This window comes from Polyangium sp. y55x31, from assembly GCF_029946505.1.
GTDB lineage: Bacteria > Myxococcota_A > Polyangia > Polyangiales > Polyangiaceae > Polyangium.
Window position 1 is genome coordinate 1 of sequence record NZ_JARZHG010000046.1, and the last position, 16,782, is coordinate 16,782.

General features: G+C 66.9%; 11 protein-coding genes and 2 pseudogenes. 5 read left to right on the forward strand and 8 right to left on the reverse strand.

The features are described from left to right. Positions 1-539, reverse strand: a pseudogene (locus tag QHF84_RS43605) (hypothetical protein); the annotation flags it as partial. Between the two features lie 1,349 nt (positions 540-1,888). Here QHF84_RS43605 and QHF84_RS43610 point away from each other — a divergent pair. After that, a pseudogene (locus QHF84_RS43610) lies at positions 1,889-2,146 on the forward strand (oxidoreductase); the annotation flags it as partial. 50 nt (positions 2,147-2,196) lie between these two features. Here the strand turns inward: QHF84_RS43610 and QHF84_RS43615 are convergent. From QHF84_RS43615 to QHF84_RS43625, 3 genes are all read right to left on the reverse strand, one after another. Further along, positions 2,197-2,577: a hypothetical protein gene (locus QHF84_RS43615; RefSeq protein WP_281319518.1), complete on the reverse strand. Its 381-nt coding sequence runs from the start codon at positions 2,575-2,577 to the stop codon at positions 2,197-2,199. Continuing rightward, positions 2,574-3,290 carry a ParA family partition ATPase gene (gene parA / locus QHF84_RS43620; RefSeq protein ID WP_281319519.1) on the reverse strand — a complete coding sequence of 239 codons (717 nt, stop codon included), beginning with the start codon at positions 3,288-3,290 and terminating at the stop codon, positions 2,574-2,576. Before parA ends, QHF84_RS43615 begins: the two co-directional genes overlap by 4 nt. A gap of 335 nt (positions 3,291-3,625) precedes the next feature. Then, on the reverse strand, positions 3,626-4,498 hold the full coding sequence (locus QHF84_RS43625) for an aldo/keto reductase family oxidoreductase (protein ID WP_281319520.1): 873 nt from the start codon (positions 4,496-4,498) through the stop codon (positions 3,626-3,628). Positions 4,499-4,603: 105 nt separating this feature from the next. Here QHF84_RS43625 and QHF84_RS43630 point away from each other — a divergent pair, with 105 nt between their 5' ends. Next, a complete protein-coding gene (locus tag QHF84_RS43630) occupies positions 4,604-5,518 on the forward strand; it encodes a LysR family transcriptional regulator (RefSeq protein WP_281319521.1) in 915 nt (304 codons plus the stop codon). A 2,111-nt stretch (positions 5,519-7,629) separates the two neighbouring features. On the opposite strand, the gene QHF84_RS43635 is transcribed toward QHF84_RS43630, so the two are convergent. Continuing rightward, a complete protein-coding gene (locus QHF84_RS43635) occupies positions 7,630-7,977 on the reverse strand; it encodes a hypothetical protein (protein WP_281319522.1) in 348 nt (115 codons plus the stop codon). Between the two features lie 315 nt (positions 7,978-8,292). On the opposite strand from QHF84_RS43635, the gene QHF84_RS43640 reads away from it, so the two are divergent. Further along, entirely contained in the window at positions 8,293-9,273 is a 981-nt protein-coding gene (locus QHF84_RS43640; RefSeq protein ID WP_281319523.1) for a site-specific integrase, read from the forward strand. Positions 9,274-9,916: 643 nt separating this feature from the next. Here the strand turns inward: QHF84_RS43640 and QHF84_RS43645 are convergent. Next, positions 9,917-10,861, reverse strand: coding sequence for an SDR family NAD(P)-dependent oxidoreductase (locus tag QHF84_RS43645; RefSeq protein WP_281319524.1), 945 nt, complete (start codon positions 10,859-10,861; stop codon positions 9,917-9,919). 85 nt (positions 10,862-10,946) lie between these two features. Between QHF84_RS43645 and QHF84_RS43650 the strand changes: the two genes are divergently transcribed. Next, positions 10,947-11,423 carry a MarR family transcriptional regulator gene (locus tag QHF84_RS43650; RefSeq protein ID WP_281319525.1) on the forward strand — a complete coding sequence of 159 codons (477 nt, stop codon included), beginning with the start codon at positions 10,947-10,949 and terminating at the stop codon, positions 11,421-11,423. 128 nt (positions 11,424-11,551) lie between these two features. On the opposite strand, the gene QHF84_RS43655 is transcribed toward QHF84_RS43650, so the two are convergent. Then, positions 11,552-13,102, reverse strand: coding sequence for a hypothetical protein (locus QHF84_RS43655; protein ID WP_281319526.1), 1,551 nt, complete (start codon positions 13,100-13,102; stop codon positions 11,552-11,554). A gap of 873 nt (positions 13,103-13,975) precedes the next feature. On the opposite strand from QHF84_RS43655, the gene QHF84_RS43660 reads away from it, so the two are divergent. After that, positions 13,976-14,293 (forward strand): hypothetical protein, encoded by a 318-nt coding sequence (locus tag QHF84_RS43660; RefSeq protein WP_281319527.1) that lies wholly within the window; start codon positions 13,976-13,978, stop codon positions 14,291-14,293. Positions 14,294-14,729: 436 nt separating this feature from the next. Here QHF84_RS43660 and QHF84_RS43665 read toward each other — a convergent pair whose 3' ends face one another. Then, a complete protein-coding gene (locus QHF84_RS43665) occupies positions 14,730-16,574 on the reverse strand; it encodes a hypothetical protein (protein WP_281319528.1) in 1,845 nt (614 codons plus the stop codon). Positions 16,575-16,782 lie beyond the last annotated feature (208 nt).

Here is a 16,782-nt window from a genome sequence, read left to right on the forward strand (position 1 = left end):
CGAGGCAAATTGACCTTGGCGACAGGGGGCTTGGGGGGATGCGCCAGAGCTGATGTGGGGATCCGGAGAACCGGCGCTCGTGGCGCGGGCGGCATCTTCCGGCCCACGGTCGCGCTGACGAGGGCCACGACGGCCGCCGGGGCCCGGCGCGGCTCAGGTTTCGGGGCATGGCGAGCGAGCAGCTCCTCACTCGCCTTGCGGACCCGGAATGGCAGATCATCCGACAATGCGCTCAGCCTGTGGCTGACCCGGCGCAGGTAGTCGTTCGTGCCTGGACTATCGAACCACACCCGCAGCGCTTCGTCGGCGAGGAGCTCGAGCGGCGAGCGCGGAAGCGTGGCGAGGTCGACTCGGCGCTCGACGAAGCGGGCCTGGAGCAGCTTCGCCATGTCTGCGAGGTGGCCGGCCATCTGCGCTTCGGCGTCGCGGGAGAGGCGCTTGTTGGTCGGGCGCGCGTGGTAGGCGCGCTGAAAATGGCGGTCGTAGGCGGCGGAGAGGGCACGCCAAGCGTCGGCGTCGGTCGGGCCATGGGTGATCACGCCGGACGACGGTGGTTCGGGCGGCTGGCTCCTCGTGCTCCCCTCCTCCGGAGCATCCAACCGAACCAACGGGGGGGCGGTGGATCCCGGATCCCCCCCTACGGTATGGAGATCCAGAGCAGAGAGATCCCGTGGATCGGAGGTCATTCTGTCCACGGCGTTTGTGGTCTCCAAAGCCGGCCGAGCAGACACATCTGTCCGGGGCTCCCCCTGGACACCCTGACCGGGGGGCACGGCTCGTGCGAGACCGGGGCGGCGTGGTCTGGATCGGGAGGGCGCCGGGAGCTCCGCAGCCGGGCGGCCTTCGTGGAGCAACGTCAGGAGGTCTGGCGCCTGCCCGTCATCGCTCCGATCTGGCAGCGGAAACCCGAGCTCTGCTTGCACGAGCGCGAGCTTTTTGAAGGTCATCGCCTCGACTCGCAGGTAGCCCGCCTCGACGAGCTGCGGCAGCAGGCGGCGCAAGGTGCGCTCGCTACATCCCGCATGTTCGGCCAGCGCGGTCTGCCCCCACCACACGCGGCCCAAAGGATCCGAGAGCCGAAGCAAAGCGTGCAACAGGCCCCGAAGCTTCAACGATGGTCCAGCTTTGGACCAGAGGACGTCTTCGTAAGTGAGCTTCCATGCGGGACGTCCCGATTCGAAAGCTGCTGACTCCCGAGGAGACAGGCCAAGCTCGCCAAGCGTATTATTTGTTAAATTGCCAACCGCCGCCTTCTGAGGCGACACCACACCCGCTGACGCCGCGCGAGAACTTCCCGCACGGGCGGCACGTTGTGCTAGCATCCGTTCACTCCGTGCGCGTCGACTGCGCTGGCGCCCAATCCGAGAGCAGTCGACGCGCTGGTTTTTTTGTTGGTCCGCGCTCGCCTCGGGATCCTGCCCCGCGACGAGACGCGCGTTCAGATCAACTCCATTCTCCTCCCGCGATCCAGTGATTTTTTCAGGATCGCACCTGCACGCCTGTCTCCTCCCCGTTCGATGGCCTTTCGGCCGATCCCTCCACGACCCACCCGGCGAATCGACCTCCTCGCCGAGAACTCGAGGATGTGGCGGGTTCTACGGAGGGAGCGCGACCGTAGCCGCGCTATGTAGCCATCAATACTCGTGCCAGAGGCGAGTCACGTAGGAACCGCGGAGTTCTACGATGGAGGACAAGGGCGCCGACCCGCCGGGGACACGAGGTGATGGCTGGAGCATGCACCCCCCTGAGTAGGGGGCGTGCTCATGCAGATGTACGGATGTCCGTCCGTACATCCTCCTCCAAGCTACGATGCGCAGGCTCGCGAGACCGTTGGCGCGCGATGCATGCGCGATGGCGACGATCTGCCGCTCCGGAGAGATCGTAAGGCGGCAAGCCGATCATCGATCCGGAACGCGGGAAGAAGACGTTGCCGCAGGGTGCAAGCACGATCGTGTTCGCAGCCACGAGCCCGCTGCTCGCCGAAATCGGTGGGGTCTATCTGAAGGACAACGACATTTCGCCGCTGGACGACGAGCCGAAGCCCCTGACCGCGGATAGCATCCCCTCCGACGTCGCGTCCCACTCCATCGACCCGCAATCCGCGCAGCGGCTCTGGGAGCTGAGCGAGCGGCTACTGAAGGCGTGATCGAGAGGGTGTACAGATGGACGGACGTCCATCTGTACATTGAAATCTCCCTATTCTGACACCAGCCCCGCCTTCGGCCTCGGAATGAAGTCCGGCTGCGCGCTCATGTCCACCCCGTCGGCCTCGAGCAGCCGGAGGATGTACTCCTTGATCCCGCCCGGATACTCGACCGACCGCACCTTCACCTGCTTGTGCACCGCGGGCACGACATCCACCACGATCCGCTTCGTCCCCGCCTCGAGCCGCGCCGCGGCGGCCGACGGACGCACGACCGGCTTCGGTGCGGGCTGCGGAGCAGGCTTCGGCTCGACCTCCGCGCTCGTCGCGTCGGCCACTTCCTTCGGCTCCAGCTTCGGCTCGGCTTTGGGCTCTGGCTTCGGCTCCGGCTTGCTCGGCCTCACCAGCGACATCGTCAAGGCTTTCTTGCTCACGCTTGCCCCCTTCCCTTCTTCCGAGCGCCGCCGCTCGCCGGCTTCGCCGCCGGAGCGGGCGCCGCGGTCGCCGGCATGATCTCCTTGAACAGCTTCAACACCTCGGCTGCCGCGGCCCCTTTCGGGTCCGTCGTCAGCACGCTCTCCCCGATCGACGCTGCCTCCGGGTATGCGACCCGATGGCTGATCGACGTCTCGGCCACCTCCCCGCGCGCGGCCATCGCTTCGCGCGCCGAACGAGCCAGCACCGTGCGCGGCGCGCAGCGGTTCGCGACGAACAACCGCCGCACGGGCCCACGCCCGAACTGCTCGCGGATCGCGTCGGCGCGGTCGAGCTCGGCGAGCGTCTCGTGCGTCGCCCAGAGGTCGAACGGCCCCGGGGTCACGGGGATCACGACGATGTCCGCGGCGACTGCGGCCGCGCTGCTCTGATCTCCGGTCCACGGCGGCCCGTCGAGGACCGCGATATCGCGCCCCGCGGCGAGCTCGAGGAGCCTGGCCCGCGAGAACGCGCGATCATGTTTCGAGACGGCGAGCCCGGCGAGTTTGCTGTTCTCCTGCCTAGCGGAACCCCAGTCGAGCGAGGAGCCTTGCCGATCGAGGTCCACGAGGATCGTGGCCTGCCCACGCAGGTGAGCCGCGGCGGCGAGGTTCGTCGCGAGGGTCGTCTTCCCGACGCCGCCCTTCAGGCTCAGGATAGCGATCACGTACATGTGGACGGATGTACATCATGGGTTTGGCCGGGTGCAAGGGAAAGGTGAGCGGACCGTGGATGTGTACAGATGTAACTATGTACATGGAATCCACGCGCTGCTTTTGGGCCCAGCGTCGAGAGGCGGAACGACGGCGCACGTCGGGTAGAAGTGCGGCCGCGCATGGCAGAGGGGTGAATTCGTGAGCTTTTGGAGTTCTTCATCGGACGCGCGGACGTCTCCGCGCCTCCCGCGGACTGCGACCCTGCAAGTGCAAGGAAGCGACGGGCGCGTGCACGACGCTCCCCGAGACCATCGAGGTCCGCGCCTCGACGTGCTCAGGGGGACGTCGGCCTTCAGGAGTGCTTGGAAAGCCCGTTCAGCTCGGCCAGATCCTCGGCGCTCAAGACGATGGAGGCGCTCGCGAGGTTCTCCCTCAGATGCGCGATCGAAGACGTGCCGGGAATGAGCAGCACGTTGGGCGACCGCCGCAAGAGCCACGCGAGCGCCACTTGCATCGGCGTCGCCCCGAGACGTGCGGACACCGCGCTCAGCGTGCTCGATTGCAGCGGCGCAAACCCGCCGAGCGGGAAGAAGGGCACATACGCTATGCGGAGCGCGGCGAGCTCGTCGATGACGGCATCGTCGCCGCGGTGCGCCAGATTGTAGTGGTTCTGCACGCACACGATCTCCGTGAGCTTGCGTCCCTCCGCGATCTGCGCGGCCGTGACGTTGCTCAAGCCGATGTGCCGAATCAACCCGCGTCGCTGCAGTTCGGCGAGGGCCGTGAGCGGCGCTTCGATGGAGCCTTCCGCTGGGCCCTCGGCGCTGAACATCGCGCGAAGGTTCACGACGTCGAGCACGTCCAAGCCGAGGTTGCGGAGGTTGTCGTGAACCGCACGCTCGATGTCGGTGGCGGAGAGGGCGGGCTCCCACGACCCCGTCGGGCCGCGTACGGCGCCGACCTTCGTGGCGATGACGAGGCCGTCGCGATACGGATGCAGCGCCTCGCGGATGATCTCGTTCGTGACGTGGGGACCGTAGATGTCGCTGGTGTCGACGTGGTTGACGCCCTGCGCGATGGCCTCGCGCAGCACGGCGACGGCGGCCTTCCGATCCTTGGGGGGACCGAAGACGTTGGGGCCGGCGAGCTGCATGGCGCCGTAGCCGAGACGACGAACGGTGTGAGAGCCGAGGCTGTAGGTGTCTGCGATGGGGAGGTCGGTCATGTTGTTGGTCCTTGGAAGCGTGATTCGCCGCTGGATCTACGCAGAAATTCACTGCGCGACAATCCGTCGCAATCTGTACGGCCTGTGCGATAATCTGCACAGTCAATGGATGACCTCGCAGACCTCACCGCCTTCCTGACGGTTGCCCGTGAGGGTGGCTTTCGCAGCGCCGCCCGTGCGGCGGGCACGAGCGCGTCCCGCATGGGCGACGCGGTTCGTCGACTGGAGGCCCGGCTCGGAGTTCGGCTGCTCCATCGCACCACCCGCAGCGTCACACCCACCGACGCAGGAGCGCGCCTGCTCGAGCGGATCACCCCGGCGCTCGGCGAAGTGCGCGCTGCGCTGGACGTGGTCAACGACTTCCGCGATCGTCCCGCAGGTCGTCTGAAGCTCAACGTGCCGACCGCCGCTGCACGGCTCGTCCTTCCTCGCATCGTGCCGCCCTTCCTCGCGAAGTACCCCGACATCTGTCTCGAGGTGACCGCAGAGGAGCGCCTCATCGACGTGGTCGCCGAGGGTTTCGACGCCGGCATCCGCTACGAAGACTGGCTCGAGAAGGACATGGTGGCGGTGCCCATCGGCCCGCGCGTCCAGCGTTACGCCGCAGCCGCGTCACCCGCATACCTTTCTCGCCGTGGTCCTCCCACACACCCACGTGAGCTGCTCGAACATGAATGCGTACGGTGGCGCTTCACGAACGGCCCACTGCATCCGTGGGAGTTCGAACGGGACGGAGAGACCATTAAAGTCGACCCAAAGGGCCCGCTGATCGTCAGTTTCGGTGGCGGTACGGAGTTCGCTGTGGAGGCCTCTGTGGCAGGTAGCGGGATCATCTATCTGTTCGAGGATTGGCTACGTCCCTTCATCGACCGAGGAGAGTTGGTCCCCGTGCTCCAACCATGGTGGCTGAGCTTCCCCGGGCCTTTTCTCTACTACCCCGGTCGTCGGCATCTTCCGACGCCGCTGCGGGCCTTCGTGGACTTCGTCAGGTCGACGCAGACTGTGAATTCGTCGACGTGATGCTCGTTCGCTTCACGAATACGCCGGGACCGCGAGAACGAGCGGGTGGCCGCGTCGCGGTCTGCTCGATGGACCGCGGTGGCGGCGGACGCCGAGGACGAGGGCGTCGCCGCTCCCGGGCGCGTGGGCCGCGTGAAGGTGATGTTAACCTCGCGGCGTGTCCGATCCGTGATCGCTCGTCCCCGGGGGTGCTTCTGCCCTTCTGATGAGCGCATTCGCGGTGAAACGAGCGGTGTAGGAGCCACGTCCCAGCCCCCAGATGATGTGATGATACACCTCGACGGGCGCCGCCGGGGATGGGCACTCATGCGCAGGGACGCTGCCAGGGAGCACATCGCGCGAGTCGGTGACCTCGATCAACTGGCGTGGCCCGTCGTAGGCGAGCTCGTCGCGGTAGGCTCTATAGGTGGTGTTGCAGCGCCCCCGCTCGATGGAAACCAGCGGGAGCCGGGTCCTACGACCCTCCTCGGACGGCTGCGTCCCGGGGTGCCTCGTCGTCAAGACGAGCTCACCTTTGCCCAGATCAATGGCGAGCTCGGCGGCAGTGATTTTGACATTCTCGCCCCTCGTATTGCTGCTCTCGATAGGGGTGAGCTCGGCCCAAAGGACACCGTCACTCGGTTCCGGTGTGGCCTCGTTGGCTCGAGCCGCGACGGTCGCCAGGAGAGCCGCCACGCCGACAAGTCTGGGACTCACGAATCTCATGATGCAACTGCCCTCCCCTCATTCGCCTACAAGTTTATTTCTGGGATGCGGCAGGCCGGCCAGCCGCACCCCATTGCACAAACCATGAACATTCCCGAGCAAACCGAAGGGTCCACTTCGGGCGTGCGAAACCGCCCCGCTGCCGCGCAGGAGTGGAACGCACTTTCGCACCGCCTCATGCAGCGTTGATCGACCCTTGCTTCCCAATTGGGATCGTCTTCGCATTGCAATCGACGAGGGATATCCTCGGCATCGTTTGCATGGCTCGCCTTTGGCGCCGTCAGAAAAGCAGACGCCACGAACAATGCAGGGAGCCAACCGAAACCACGAACGACCATGGGAGCCTCCACCGCGGAGCAGCGCGCCCGTGACCAAACCTACATTTCCCACATGAGGACACGGAAACACTACGGCAAGGTCCCCACGCTGGCAGGCGCAGAGGGCTCTCTCACACAGCCTGTCGTCGATCAAAGGTACTTCCGGGAATTTAACCTTCCCGGAAGTACCCATCCGTGCTCACCGTCGACGCGTCCCTCCGGGCGACGCGCCAGCAGCCCTTGAGCGTGGCGACATTAGCGGTCCGATCATGTACATCCGTACACTTGTCCAAGTGGAGCCACGCGAGTAACCCATCGCCGCCGCCCCGCTCCAGTTATCGCTCCTCTGCGTACACTTGTCCATCCGTACATCCACAACAATGGAGTGGAGGACGCGCCGCCGCCGCCGCCAGCTTGGGCGCCACATCTGTTAGCCCCTTCCGCTCGCCCCAAAGACCCACGCAACTTCAGCTCCCTGGACCTAGCGCAGGTCTGTTCCGCGACCGAGCCTGGTGGAGTTGGTACAAATGGTCATTTGTACACAAGGTCAGTGTATCATTACAAAAGTACATTTGGACATGCACTCGCCTAGTCACGTGAACATGAAGTGTTCCAGTCGATGCCGCGGGCGCGAGGGCGCCTCGACCGCCGTGCGGTCTCCGAGGTCCACGCCTTACCAGTGGCGAACGTAGTCAAACTTTGGGTGCCTCCCCGGCAGCGCCGGGGGGACTCCCGCGGGACGTTAGGGCGTCCGGCTCGAAGGTCGTGCTGTTTTCATACAAATGTACGTATGTACGTACAAAGAGTACGCTTGCCGCGTCCCTACCGCCGCAGAGGAGGGCCGGCGCTGTGGCACTCACCTCGGAGGCGTGAGTTCATTCATGTACAGATGGACATATGTCCAGAATACCCGCCGGTCATCCCCTGGTGATCACGCCTGCTCGGGAAGATCTGAATGGCCTACGCGAGGGCTTCGGCGCGGCTCCAGGTCGATCACGCCGCGTGGATGACGAAGGGGTCCTCGTTTGCCTCGTCCGGAGCAGGACAGACCAGGAAAGGTGCCTATCCACGCCGCCGGCGGCCCGTGGCTCAGTCGACCAGGGAAGCGTCGTACGGGAGCCACGAGCGCATACGGCTCGAGCTCGGCGACGTTGCACGCGGGCTCCTCGTCCAGGCGGGTTGCTTCGGCGTAGCGTGATCTCGACGGTGCGCGCGGTGGCCGAGTCGGTCGAGCAGGTCGACGACGGCGAGTTCATCCCCCGCGACGTCGAGCTCGATGCACGCGACGAAGCGATCCGGCTGGAGCTCGTCCTCTGCGAGCGGCCCGCAGAGCCGTGGCTCGAGGGGCGTGAACGCGCGCAACCACTCGAGCGCGTAGGGCCGCAGCCCGTAGGCGCGCCGCTTCGTCAGCGGCGTGGACCATACGGAGTCGATCAACCACGGACCGCAGCAAAGGCACCGTGTCTGGCGCCACGAGGTTTTCGTGCGCCGGGATTCGCGAACGGATGGATGCTTTCAACGCTGCGGGCGCTGACTGCGGTGGGGCCGAGAACCCTCCACGGGTGGCCTCGCAGAGCCCGATCCGCAAGCGGCGGTGGGGGATCAATGCTGGTGCAGGGTCGCGCCCCTGAGCGCTCCGTCGGGGCATGAACGTACAATTGGACATATGTACATCAATGAAGACGCGTCTTTTCGCCGCTCTGCCCCTATCCATGCGCCTCCATCTGCTGTACACACGGACATCTGTACACCGTGGCAGCGCCGCTCCTTCCCCGGTCCTCCTCCACATCCGCGCTCACCGCGCCGCTCCTGCTCGAGGACCTCTCCCACGCCGCTGCACACGCCAAGAACGCACGCGCCTCCTCGACCCGCGCAAAGTACGCGCGAGCCTGGCAAACCTGGGAGGCATACGCCCTCGATGTGGGCGTATGCCCCCTCCCCGCGGATCCCCTCGTCGTCGCAGCCTACCTCGCCCACCTCGCGAACGAGGGCCTCGCGCCCCCGACGCTTGGGCGCATCCTCGCCGCGCTCGTCGATCGCCATCGTACCGAAGGACACCCGTCGCCGGGGGACTCGGCCGCGGTTCGGAACGTGATGCGCGGGATACGGCGAAGCCATGCTCGTCCACCCCGGCAGGTCGCGCCGCTCTCTGTGTCGCAGCTCCGCCGCATCGTGGAGGCGCTCCCGAAGAACCTGAACGGCCTGCGCGATCGCGCACTCCTGCTCGTGGGCTTCGGCGCGGCCCTGCGGCGCTCGGAGCTCGTTGCCCTCCAGATCGATCACGTCGCATGGATGCCCGAGGGCGTGCTCGTTCGCGTCCTCCGGAGCAAGACGGACCAGGAAGGACGCGGCGTCGAGGTGCCCATCCACGCGACCGGCGGCCCCCTCTGCCCCGTCGCAGCGCTTCGGGCGTGGATCGAGGGCGCGAGGATCAAAAGCGGGCCGATTTTTCGCAGCGTCGACCACCGCTGCCGGCTCGGGCGCAAGGCGCTGAGTGATCGATCCGTGGCGCTCATCGTGCAGAGAGCGGCGAAGCGGGCAGGGTACGACGCGGGGAACCTGGCAGGACACTCGCTGCGGGCGGGGTTCGCGACGCAGGCGGCGCGTGCTGGGGCCAACCTGGCGGAGATCGGGCGGGTGACGAGGCACGCGTCCGAGGGGATGCTCCGGAGGTACATCCGGCTCGGGACGGCGTTCGAGAAGGATCCGCTTCGGGGAGCACTGGGGCTGTAACCGCTCACGACGGCGTCGAGACGGGCACCGGGGACCTCACGGGCACCCGTTCTGCGTGAGCAAGGTTCTACGCGTCTCTCAGGGTGGGAACCTCCACTCCCTAGCTCTTCCTGAGGTTCGATCTCCAAAAAGAAGTGTGTGTGCTGGAGGCGCGTGCCCCCGTTTCAGGGGCGGCGCCCGCCGGGTCTCTCACTTCTTTGTACAGATCCCCCGAAGGGGGTTTTTGTTTGGCTCCACTTCCCGGGATCCAGGCTGACTGCCGAGCCAGGTAGCTACACGTAGGGCCCGAGCCGGGTGTGTACCTCTAACTACCTCATCGGGTAGGGACCTCCAGTTTCCTGAATAGGTAGCCACCCCTCCCTACCAAATCCGGCAAGGGGCCGGGGCGGAGCCCACGGGCGTTCGCGGGGCTCTCCGTTGGGCGAGGTCGCTCGGTACGCCGAGCGAACGGTTCTATTGCGTGTGTACATATGTACATTTGCACAACGAAGGCAGGTGGTGCCGCACGGAGGAGTGGTGCCCGCCCCCGAAAATTCGGACACCCACATTGGGAGCCATGAGCCTCCCTTTGCAGGATGTTCAAATGTACATTTGTGCGTAATGCAGTACTTTTGCGTCCGATCGTCGGAGCACGCGGCCGCACCTACGTCGAATTCGCCGTCGACGTGATCTGCCGAACGCTCGCGCCCACGACGGAAGACCCATGAAGCTGCCCCCAGCGATCCAGCAACCGCGCCGTCGCCTCCCAGAGCTCTGCCTGCAGCGCCGGATCGGCGCCGGGGGCCGCGGGCGTCAGCGGCCGCGCGCCCTTCACCGAGAAGTACCCTCCGCTCACCTCGCCGAACGCCGGGTCGGTGGTGAGGCGCACGATGATCCCCGCCCCGCGTCGGGGGTCGCCGATCCGCAGAAAGCGCAGCACCCGCTCCAGGCCGGCCGCAAAGCTGAGCTCACGGCCGAGGCCGGTCACGTTGAAGCCGGGGTCGAGGGCGTTGGTGATGACGCCGGTGCCCGAAAGCCGGCGGGCTAGCTCCGCGGTGAACATGATGTTGAAGAGCTTGGTCGTGCCATAGCGCAGCGACGATTCCCGCGCCGTGAAGGGTGTCGTGTCGGTCAGGTCGTCGGGGATCCGGAGCGCCCCGTGGCGGCGCGACGCCTCCGAGGCGACGTTCACCACCCGCGCCGAGCCCGCCGCCAGAAGGCACGCCCGAAGGCTCTGGGTGAGCAGCCAGGGCGAGAGGTAGTTCACCGCCACCATTTCGGGGAGGCCCTCGGCGGTGAGGCGCTGCTGGAACGCGTGGATGCCGGCGTTGTTGATCAGCACATCCACGCGGCCATAGGTGTCCGCGATCTGCGCTCCCATCCGGCGCACCTCCTCCATGAGCGCGAGGTCGCCGAAGATGAAGTCGACGCGAGCGCCCGGCGCGGCCGCGGCGAGGAGCGCCCGCGTCGCGTCGGCCCGGGCGGGGTCACGCGCGGTGAGGACGAGGTGTGCGCCGCGCCGTGCCAGCGCGATGGCCGCGTGCTGGCCCAGGCCACTCGTGGCGCCGGTGATGACGTGGATCGGGGGGCGCGGTATATTGATGGACATATGTCCACCATATGGCTATTGGTGGACATATGTCCATCAATTTGATGCCGGCAGCGGCCACGTGGCCACTCCGTCAGAGGCCAGCATGGTAGTGGATGCCACAGATCCAGAAGATGCACGCGGCGAGCTCGAGCGCAGACTCGGGGAACAGCTCAACGCGCTGATCAGCGCCGCCCACGCCCTGAGCGTCCGGGCGGCCGCGCATTTCGACGCCGGGCTCCAGCCGGCGGCGTTCCACCTGGCGCGCTGGCTCTACGCCTTCGGCCCGACCAACGCGAGCACGCTGGCCACGGCCGTGGCCATGGACCGCAGCGCCGTCAGCCGCCTGGTCGGGCAGCTCCGGCGGCTCGGCTTCGTGCGCAGCGATCCCGACCCCCAGGACCGGCGCGGCGTGATCATCGCGCTGACGCCCGCGGGGCAGCAGCGCATCGTGGCGGCCATCGCCGAGCGCGGGCTGGCCTTCCAGGAGCGGATCGCGCACTGGAGCGACGCCGATCTGGCGCAGCTCGTCGCGCTGCTGTCCCGGCTCAACACGCCCGGGGGCGCGGACCCGCCACGTTGAGCTCGCTCAGGTGGCCTCGCGCGCCCCCCTGACCGAAAGCCGGGGACTTGCCTCCCATTGCCGGGGGCCTTTGAAAAGATGTACATGTGTACATCTGTACGGACAAGCGGCATATTGCCCCCCCAGCTTCATCCGAATGGCGGAGGTTCTTCCCCGTCGTCTGCGCCGTCCTCCGGAGACACCTTCACCACGCGTACGCGTGCCGCGCGCACAGGCGTGTTCCCCCATCGCCGGGCCCCAGGCAGCCCCCTCGGTCGGGCTGGCTTGGTCTCGACCTGTAGCGGCTCGTTCTCCGCGCCCAACCCGTCTGGCTTGGGCGATGCCTCACCAACCGTCTCCAGCGCCTCGAGCACACTCCTGTAGACGGCGCTCGTCTTCGCCGCTGTGGTGGGCACCTTCAGGCGCATGCAGGCCAGGCTCGCGGCGTCGAGCGCCGCGACGACCTTCTCGGGCGGCGCCCCTCGTTCTCGTGCAAGCGTGAGCAGCTCGGCCGCGAGCTTCGTGTGCTCGGCGAGCTCCGCGAGCTCGGGACGTTCGGCGAAGCCGTCGAGCACGTGCTCGACATCAGGGGTGAGCTCGGCCCTGGGTATGAGGACGCGGTGCATGGTCCGGGTGTCGACGCCTTCGGAACGCACAGGCTCTTCGTGCGGGGCAGCCACGTCGTTCAGCGGCTCGGCTGGCGTTTCCGGGGGCACCAACTCCACGGCTTCGTCGTCCTGCTCCTGGACCGCCTCCGCGAACTCTGGCTCCGGGAGCTCCGCGAGCTCGAGCTCCTCGTCGTGCTGCTCGATCGGCGTCGGCGTGAGGAAGCTCGGAAGCTCGTGCACGTATCGATGCTCGCCAGGGACCATCGAGGTGCCCAAAAACTGCGTGAGCGCCTCCCGCGCCCCATGCATTTCTACGTTCTCGGCTGGGGGCACAGGTCGCCGCGGCGCGGGCGGGTTTGCTTTGACGAACTGCCCGACGAGGTCCTCGAGCGCCTCGCTCGCGCGAGCGTCGATCTCCTCATAGAGGCTGCGCAGGCGGTGCCGCGATTGGAGGAGATAGTTGTTCGTGCCCGGGCGCTTGAACCAGCGCACCATCACCTGCGCGGCGAGCTTCTCGAGCGCGTCGTTCGGCTCGAGCACGATGCCGGTACGTTCGCGCACGAGCGCCGCGAGCGTGATGGAGGTCGACGCGATGCAGCCGCCCATGGCCTCTTGCTCGTCCACGGGGATTTTTGGTCGCAGCGGGCGCACGCGGTAGACCGCCTCGGAGCGCGCAGCGTGGGCCTGCACGAGCGCGTCCCAGCCGCGCTTCCACGCAGGTTCGTCCGCCGGAGCTGTCGCGGGAGCGGGCTCGGGGGCGGGCGCGGGAGCAGGCGTCGCCAGCGATTCGTCCTCCCGGGACGCCTCGCCACGAGCAGGTGTCTCGATCCTCGCGCGACTCGGCGTCGTGCGGCGCGTGCCCGGATGTCCCTGACGCTTCGGCGACGTATCGCGAAGCTTGGGGCCAGCCTGTCCGAACGTCTCTGCAGCGGGACGGCCTTCACCATCGAGGAGCGTGAACAGGTATGTCGCCGTACCATCGGGCTCGGCGTGGTCCGGGATGCGCCAGCCAGGCAAGGCCGCTGCGAGCTCGCGCCAGGTCATCGGCTCGATGCGGAGCCATCGACCGTCTTCGTTCAGGGAGTGAACCACCCTACGGATGGTCTTCACGTCACCCCGCGAACGTGTGGCCAGAGATGCAAGCGACAAACTCGTTTGTCCCTGGCGGTTGGCGATCCGAGCCAGTGCAACGAGGACAGCGAAGCGAGACGTACGTCTCGGTCCGTCGGCGGAAATCCGCTCGAAAAAGCCTTTCTTCCACGCAGTTCCAGTTTCGCTGGAGGGAAGATGGGCTGTTCCGCGGTTCGTCCTGACCGGACTTGGCGTAGTTTGTCTTGCGCTGCTGGCATACTGCCCCGGCGCACAAGAAAAAGCACACGCCTCCTCGTCACGGCGGATTCCATCCGCCGCGAGTTGTGATAGCGTCATGGTTGTTCGAGAGCGCGTCGTTTCGGCCTGTTTGGCGACTGGTACCGGAACGGCGCGCTTGGTTTTTTGTGCGCCCGATGCAGGGACGCTCTGCTGACTCCTTCGCTTCAGCTCGGGACCAGCCCGAGGCCGAACGCCTGATCAGAGAGAACACCGTTTCAGGCGTGCGATCAAGGGGGAAGTTGACGCATGACGGCGGTTCGTCCCTACAAACCCCGTTGATCGAAAGCTGGATCGCGGCTCGCGGTAGCGCCGTTGGTCGTTCAGAACTCGAACGGCGTGGCCCGCGGAGCCCGGGATGGCGTGAACAGACGCGCTGCTCTGGCTCTTAATTGTAGTTACAACGGAATCCGTTCGGACGATTCGTTCGGGCAAGGTTCGGTGGAGACAGATAGGCCAACGACGGTCCCTCCGGTGCTCCATTGACTCGTAGGACCTGTTGACCTACGAAACCGAGGATAGTGGGGGGAGCGCGCATCGTGCGCCGCAGCCGTCCCCTGCCCAGCTACGGACCGTTGGATCGAGAAGAGGCGTTGAATGAGCGCACCGAAGCAGAAGCCGCCCGCCGCCGCCCCTCCGGCCCGGAAGACTCCCACGGACTACTTCAAGGTGTACGCGCCGAAGCTGTACAGGCGCGAACTACACATGGAAGCGCTCATGGCCGACAAGTCGTTGGCCCAGTACACGCGCGAGATCATCGACGAGCGACTGCCGCATGAACTGCGCATGGTGCTCCGCGAGCGGGCCGAGCGCGACGGAACCACCGTGCAGAAGATCCTGCTCGAGGGGTTGGTCGCCGTTGGGATCTCCGAGGCCAAACCTCTGCTCGCTGAAACGAAGAAGAAGCGGCCCTAGCGTCTTCTGCTGGGCTTGACCTGTAGGTTCAACGGGGACCAACGTCGGGGCCGAAAATGCCCACGGAATCCCCCGATAAAGCTCCGCCTGGCGGTCTGTCCGGATTAAATTGGACGCCTCCGACGCTGGCCGTGTGCGCGTCGCGGGTATCGAAGGGGAAGGAATTCTCTGCTTCGAGGCGAGCGCACAACCGGGCGAGCGCGGATGTACACGCGTGTCGGTCGCCCTGATGTACATAGGTCCATCTGTACGGGCGTCCGCGCCCAACGGCTCGAAGAACGAGCCGCCACGCCGCCACCGCCGCGCGAAGCCCCTGCACCCGTCCTCGGGGCCGCCGCGACGCCTGGCGTGGGTCGTGAGCGATAGAACTGGGGTGCAGGGGCCGTGGTCAGCTCAGGTTCGCGTACAGTTGTCCAAGTGTACATCGATGCCGATGTCACGGCCCGAGCTTTCCCACGAACCCATCGTACTGCGCCGCGACGAGCGGCCCGCTCCCGAGATCGAGCATGCCCTGGAACAATCCGACGACCACCCGTGCGCCGCTCGTCGCGTCGACCGCGAGGCAGGTGAGGTCGTCCGGCATTCCGTCGCCATAGCGGGCCGCGGAAAGGTATTCGCCCGCCGGCGAGAGCTTGGCGACGAAGAGATCGTTCGACAGGTCGCTATTGCCCGAAATGGGGCCGCCGCCGAAATCGACGGTTCCCTTGAAGGACCCCGCGAAGCTCGGATTTCCGGCCGCGTCGATGCCCAGGCCGTAGGCCATCTGCCCGTTTGCGTCGCCGAAGCGCTTGCTCCAGACGTGGGCGCCCGCCGGGGAGAGCTTGACGATGAAAACGTCGGTATCGCCGGCGCTCGTGAGCAGCCCGCCGCCAAAATCGGCCGCGCCCCCGAGGTGGCCGAGCACGAGGGCATTGCCCGCGGCGTCGATGGCAATCCGGGTCCCCTGGGTAAAGCCCGCGGCGCCGAAGCCCTTGGCCCAGAGCTGCTCGCCGCCAGGCCCGAGCTTGGCCACGTAGGCGTCCTGGGTTCCCACCGCGACGAGGGGGCCGCCGCCGAAATCGACCTGCCCCCCGAAGCGGCCCGTGACCCAGACGTTGCCATTCGAATCGGGCGCGATGCCCGCCCCGCTCGCCGTGGGAAAAGCCTTGCTCCAGAGGTGCTGTCCAGAAGGATCGAACTTGACGAGGGCGCCGAGTCCCTTGATGTATCCGCCGCCGAAATCGGCGTCGGCGTTCGTGAGCAGGGCGCTGAGGAGCACGTTGCCCGCCCCGTCGCAGGCGACGCCCCAGCCGTGCTGATCCGAGGACTGGAACGGGTTCGACTCGCCAAAGCTCTTCGTCCAGAGCACGTCGCCGGTGGGACCGAGTTTCACGAGGAAGACGTCGCCGAGGCCTTTCGAGGTGACCGGGCCGCCGCCGAAATCGAGCGTGCCGGTAAAGCCTCCGGTGACCACGACGTTGCCCAGCGCGTCGGTGGCAATGGCCCAGGGAACCGCGCCGCCCGTGCTCACGCCTTGCCGGGTCCAGAGGTGATTTCCGTCGGGCGAGAGCTTGGTGACGAAGGCGTCCTGGAGGGAGGCGGTCAGCGGACCCCCGCCGAGATCGACCGTGCCCTGGAAACGGCCCGAAAGGAGCACGTTGCCTGTTGTGTCGACGGCCACCGCCTCGGCGGCGCTGTCCGGGCCAAACCTCTTGCTCCAAAGCCCGGCGGTGAGACACCCGTCGTTGATCGTGCCGTCGCAATCCTCGTCGGCCGGTGTCGCGCAATCCTCGGGCTGGGGCAGGACATCGCCCGTGCAGGGGCCGAATGCCGTTCCGGTTGCGTCGCAGAGGGCCACGCCGGACTGGCAGATGCCGACGCCCTCGGTGCCTGCAGGGCCGCTGTAACAGGGGGCCTGGACTCCGGGGACGCAGAGGCCGCCTCCGCCGCCGCCGCTTCCGCCTCCGCTCCCGCCGCCGCCTCCGTTCCCGCCGCCGCCTCCGCTTCCGCTCCCGCCTCCGCCGCCGCTTCCGCTGCTGCTCGCCGTGCCGCCGAGCGAGCATACCAGGACGGCGAGCCCCTGCGCCAGGCATTGCGGGGACGAGGGGGCCTGGGTGGTGGCGCCGCATTCCATCGGCGTGGCGAGGACACAATCGAGGTACTCCTCGAACGCGGCAGCCTGGTCCGCGCAATTCGCCTGCTGCCGCGCGCAGCTCGCCTCGCAGGCGGCCTGGTCGTGCTCCCCCTCGGGGCAGCCGAGGGCGATGGACTTTTGGCACGTCTGCACGCACTCAGGGCTCACGGGGGCATCCTCGCCCCCGGAGCAGCTCGCGGGGCAACCAGCAAGGACCAGAAGCGGCAGGATCCAGGCAGCGTGGAGGGGGCAGAGGAAGGGTCGCATGTCGTCTCCTCGGGGCAGAATGATGGAGCGTACAGCCATGCTGGCTTTGGCTCGGCGCAGGTAGGAACGAACGGGCCAAAGTGTACATTTGTCCGGGCGTACATCTCAC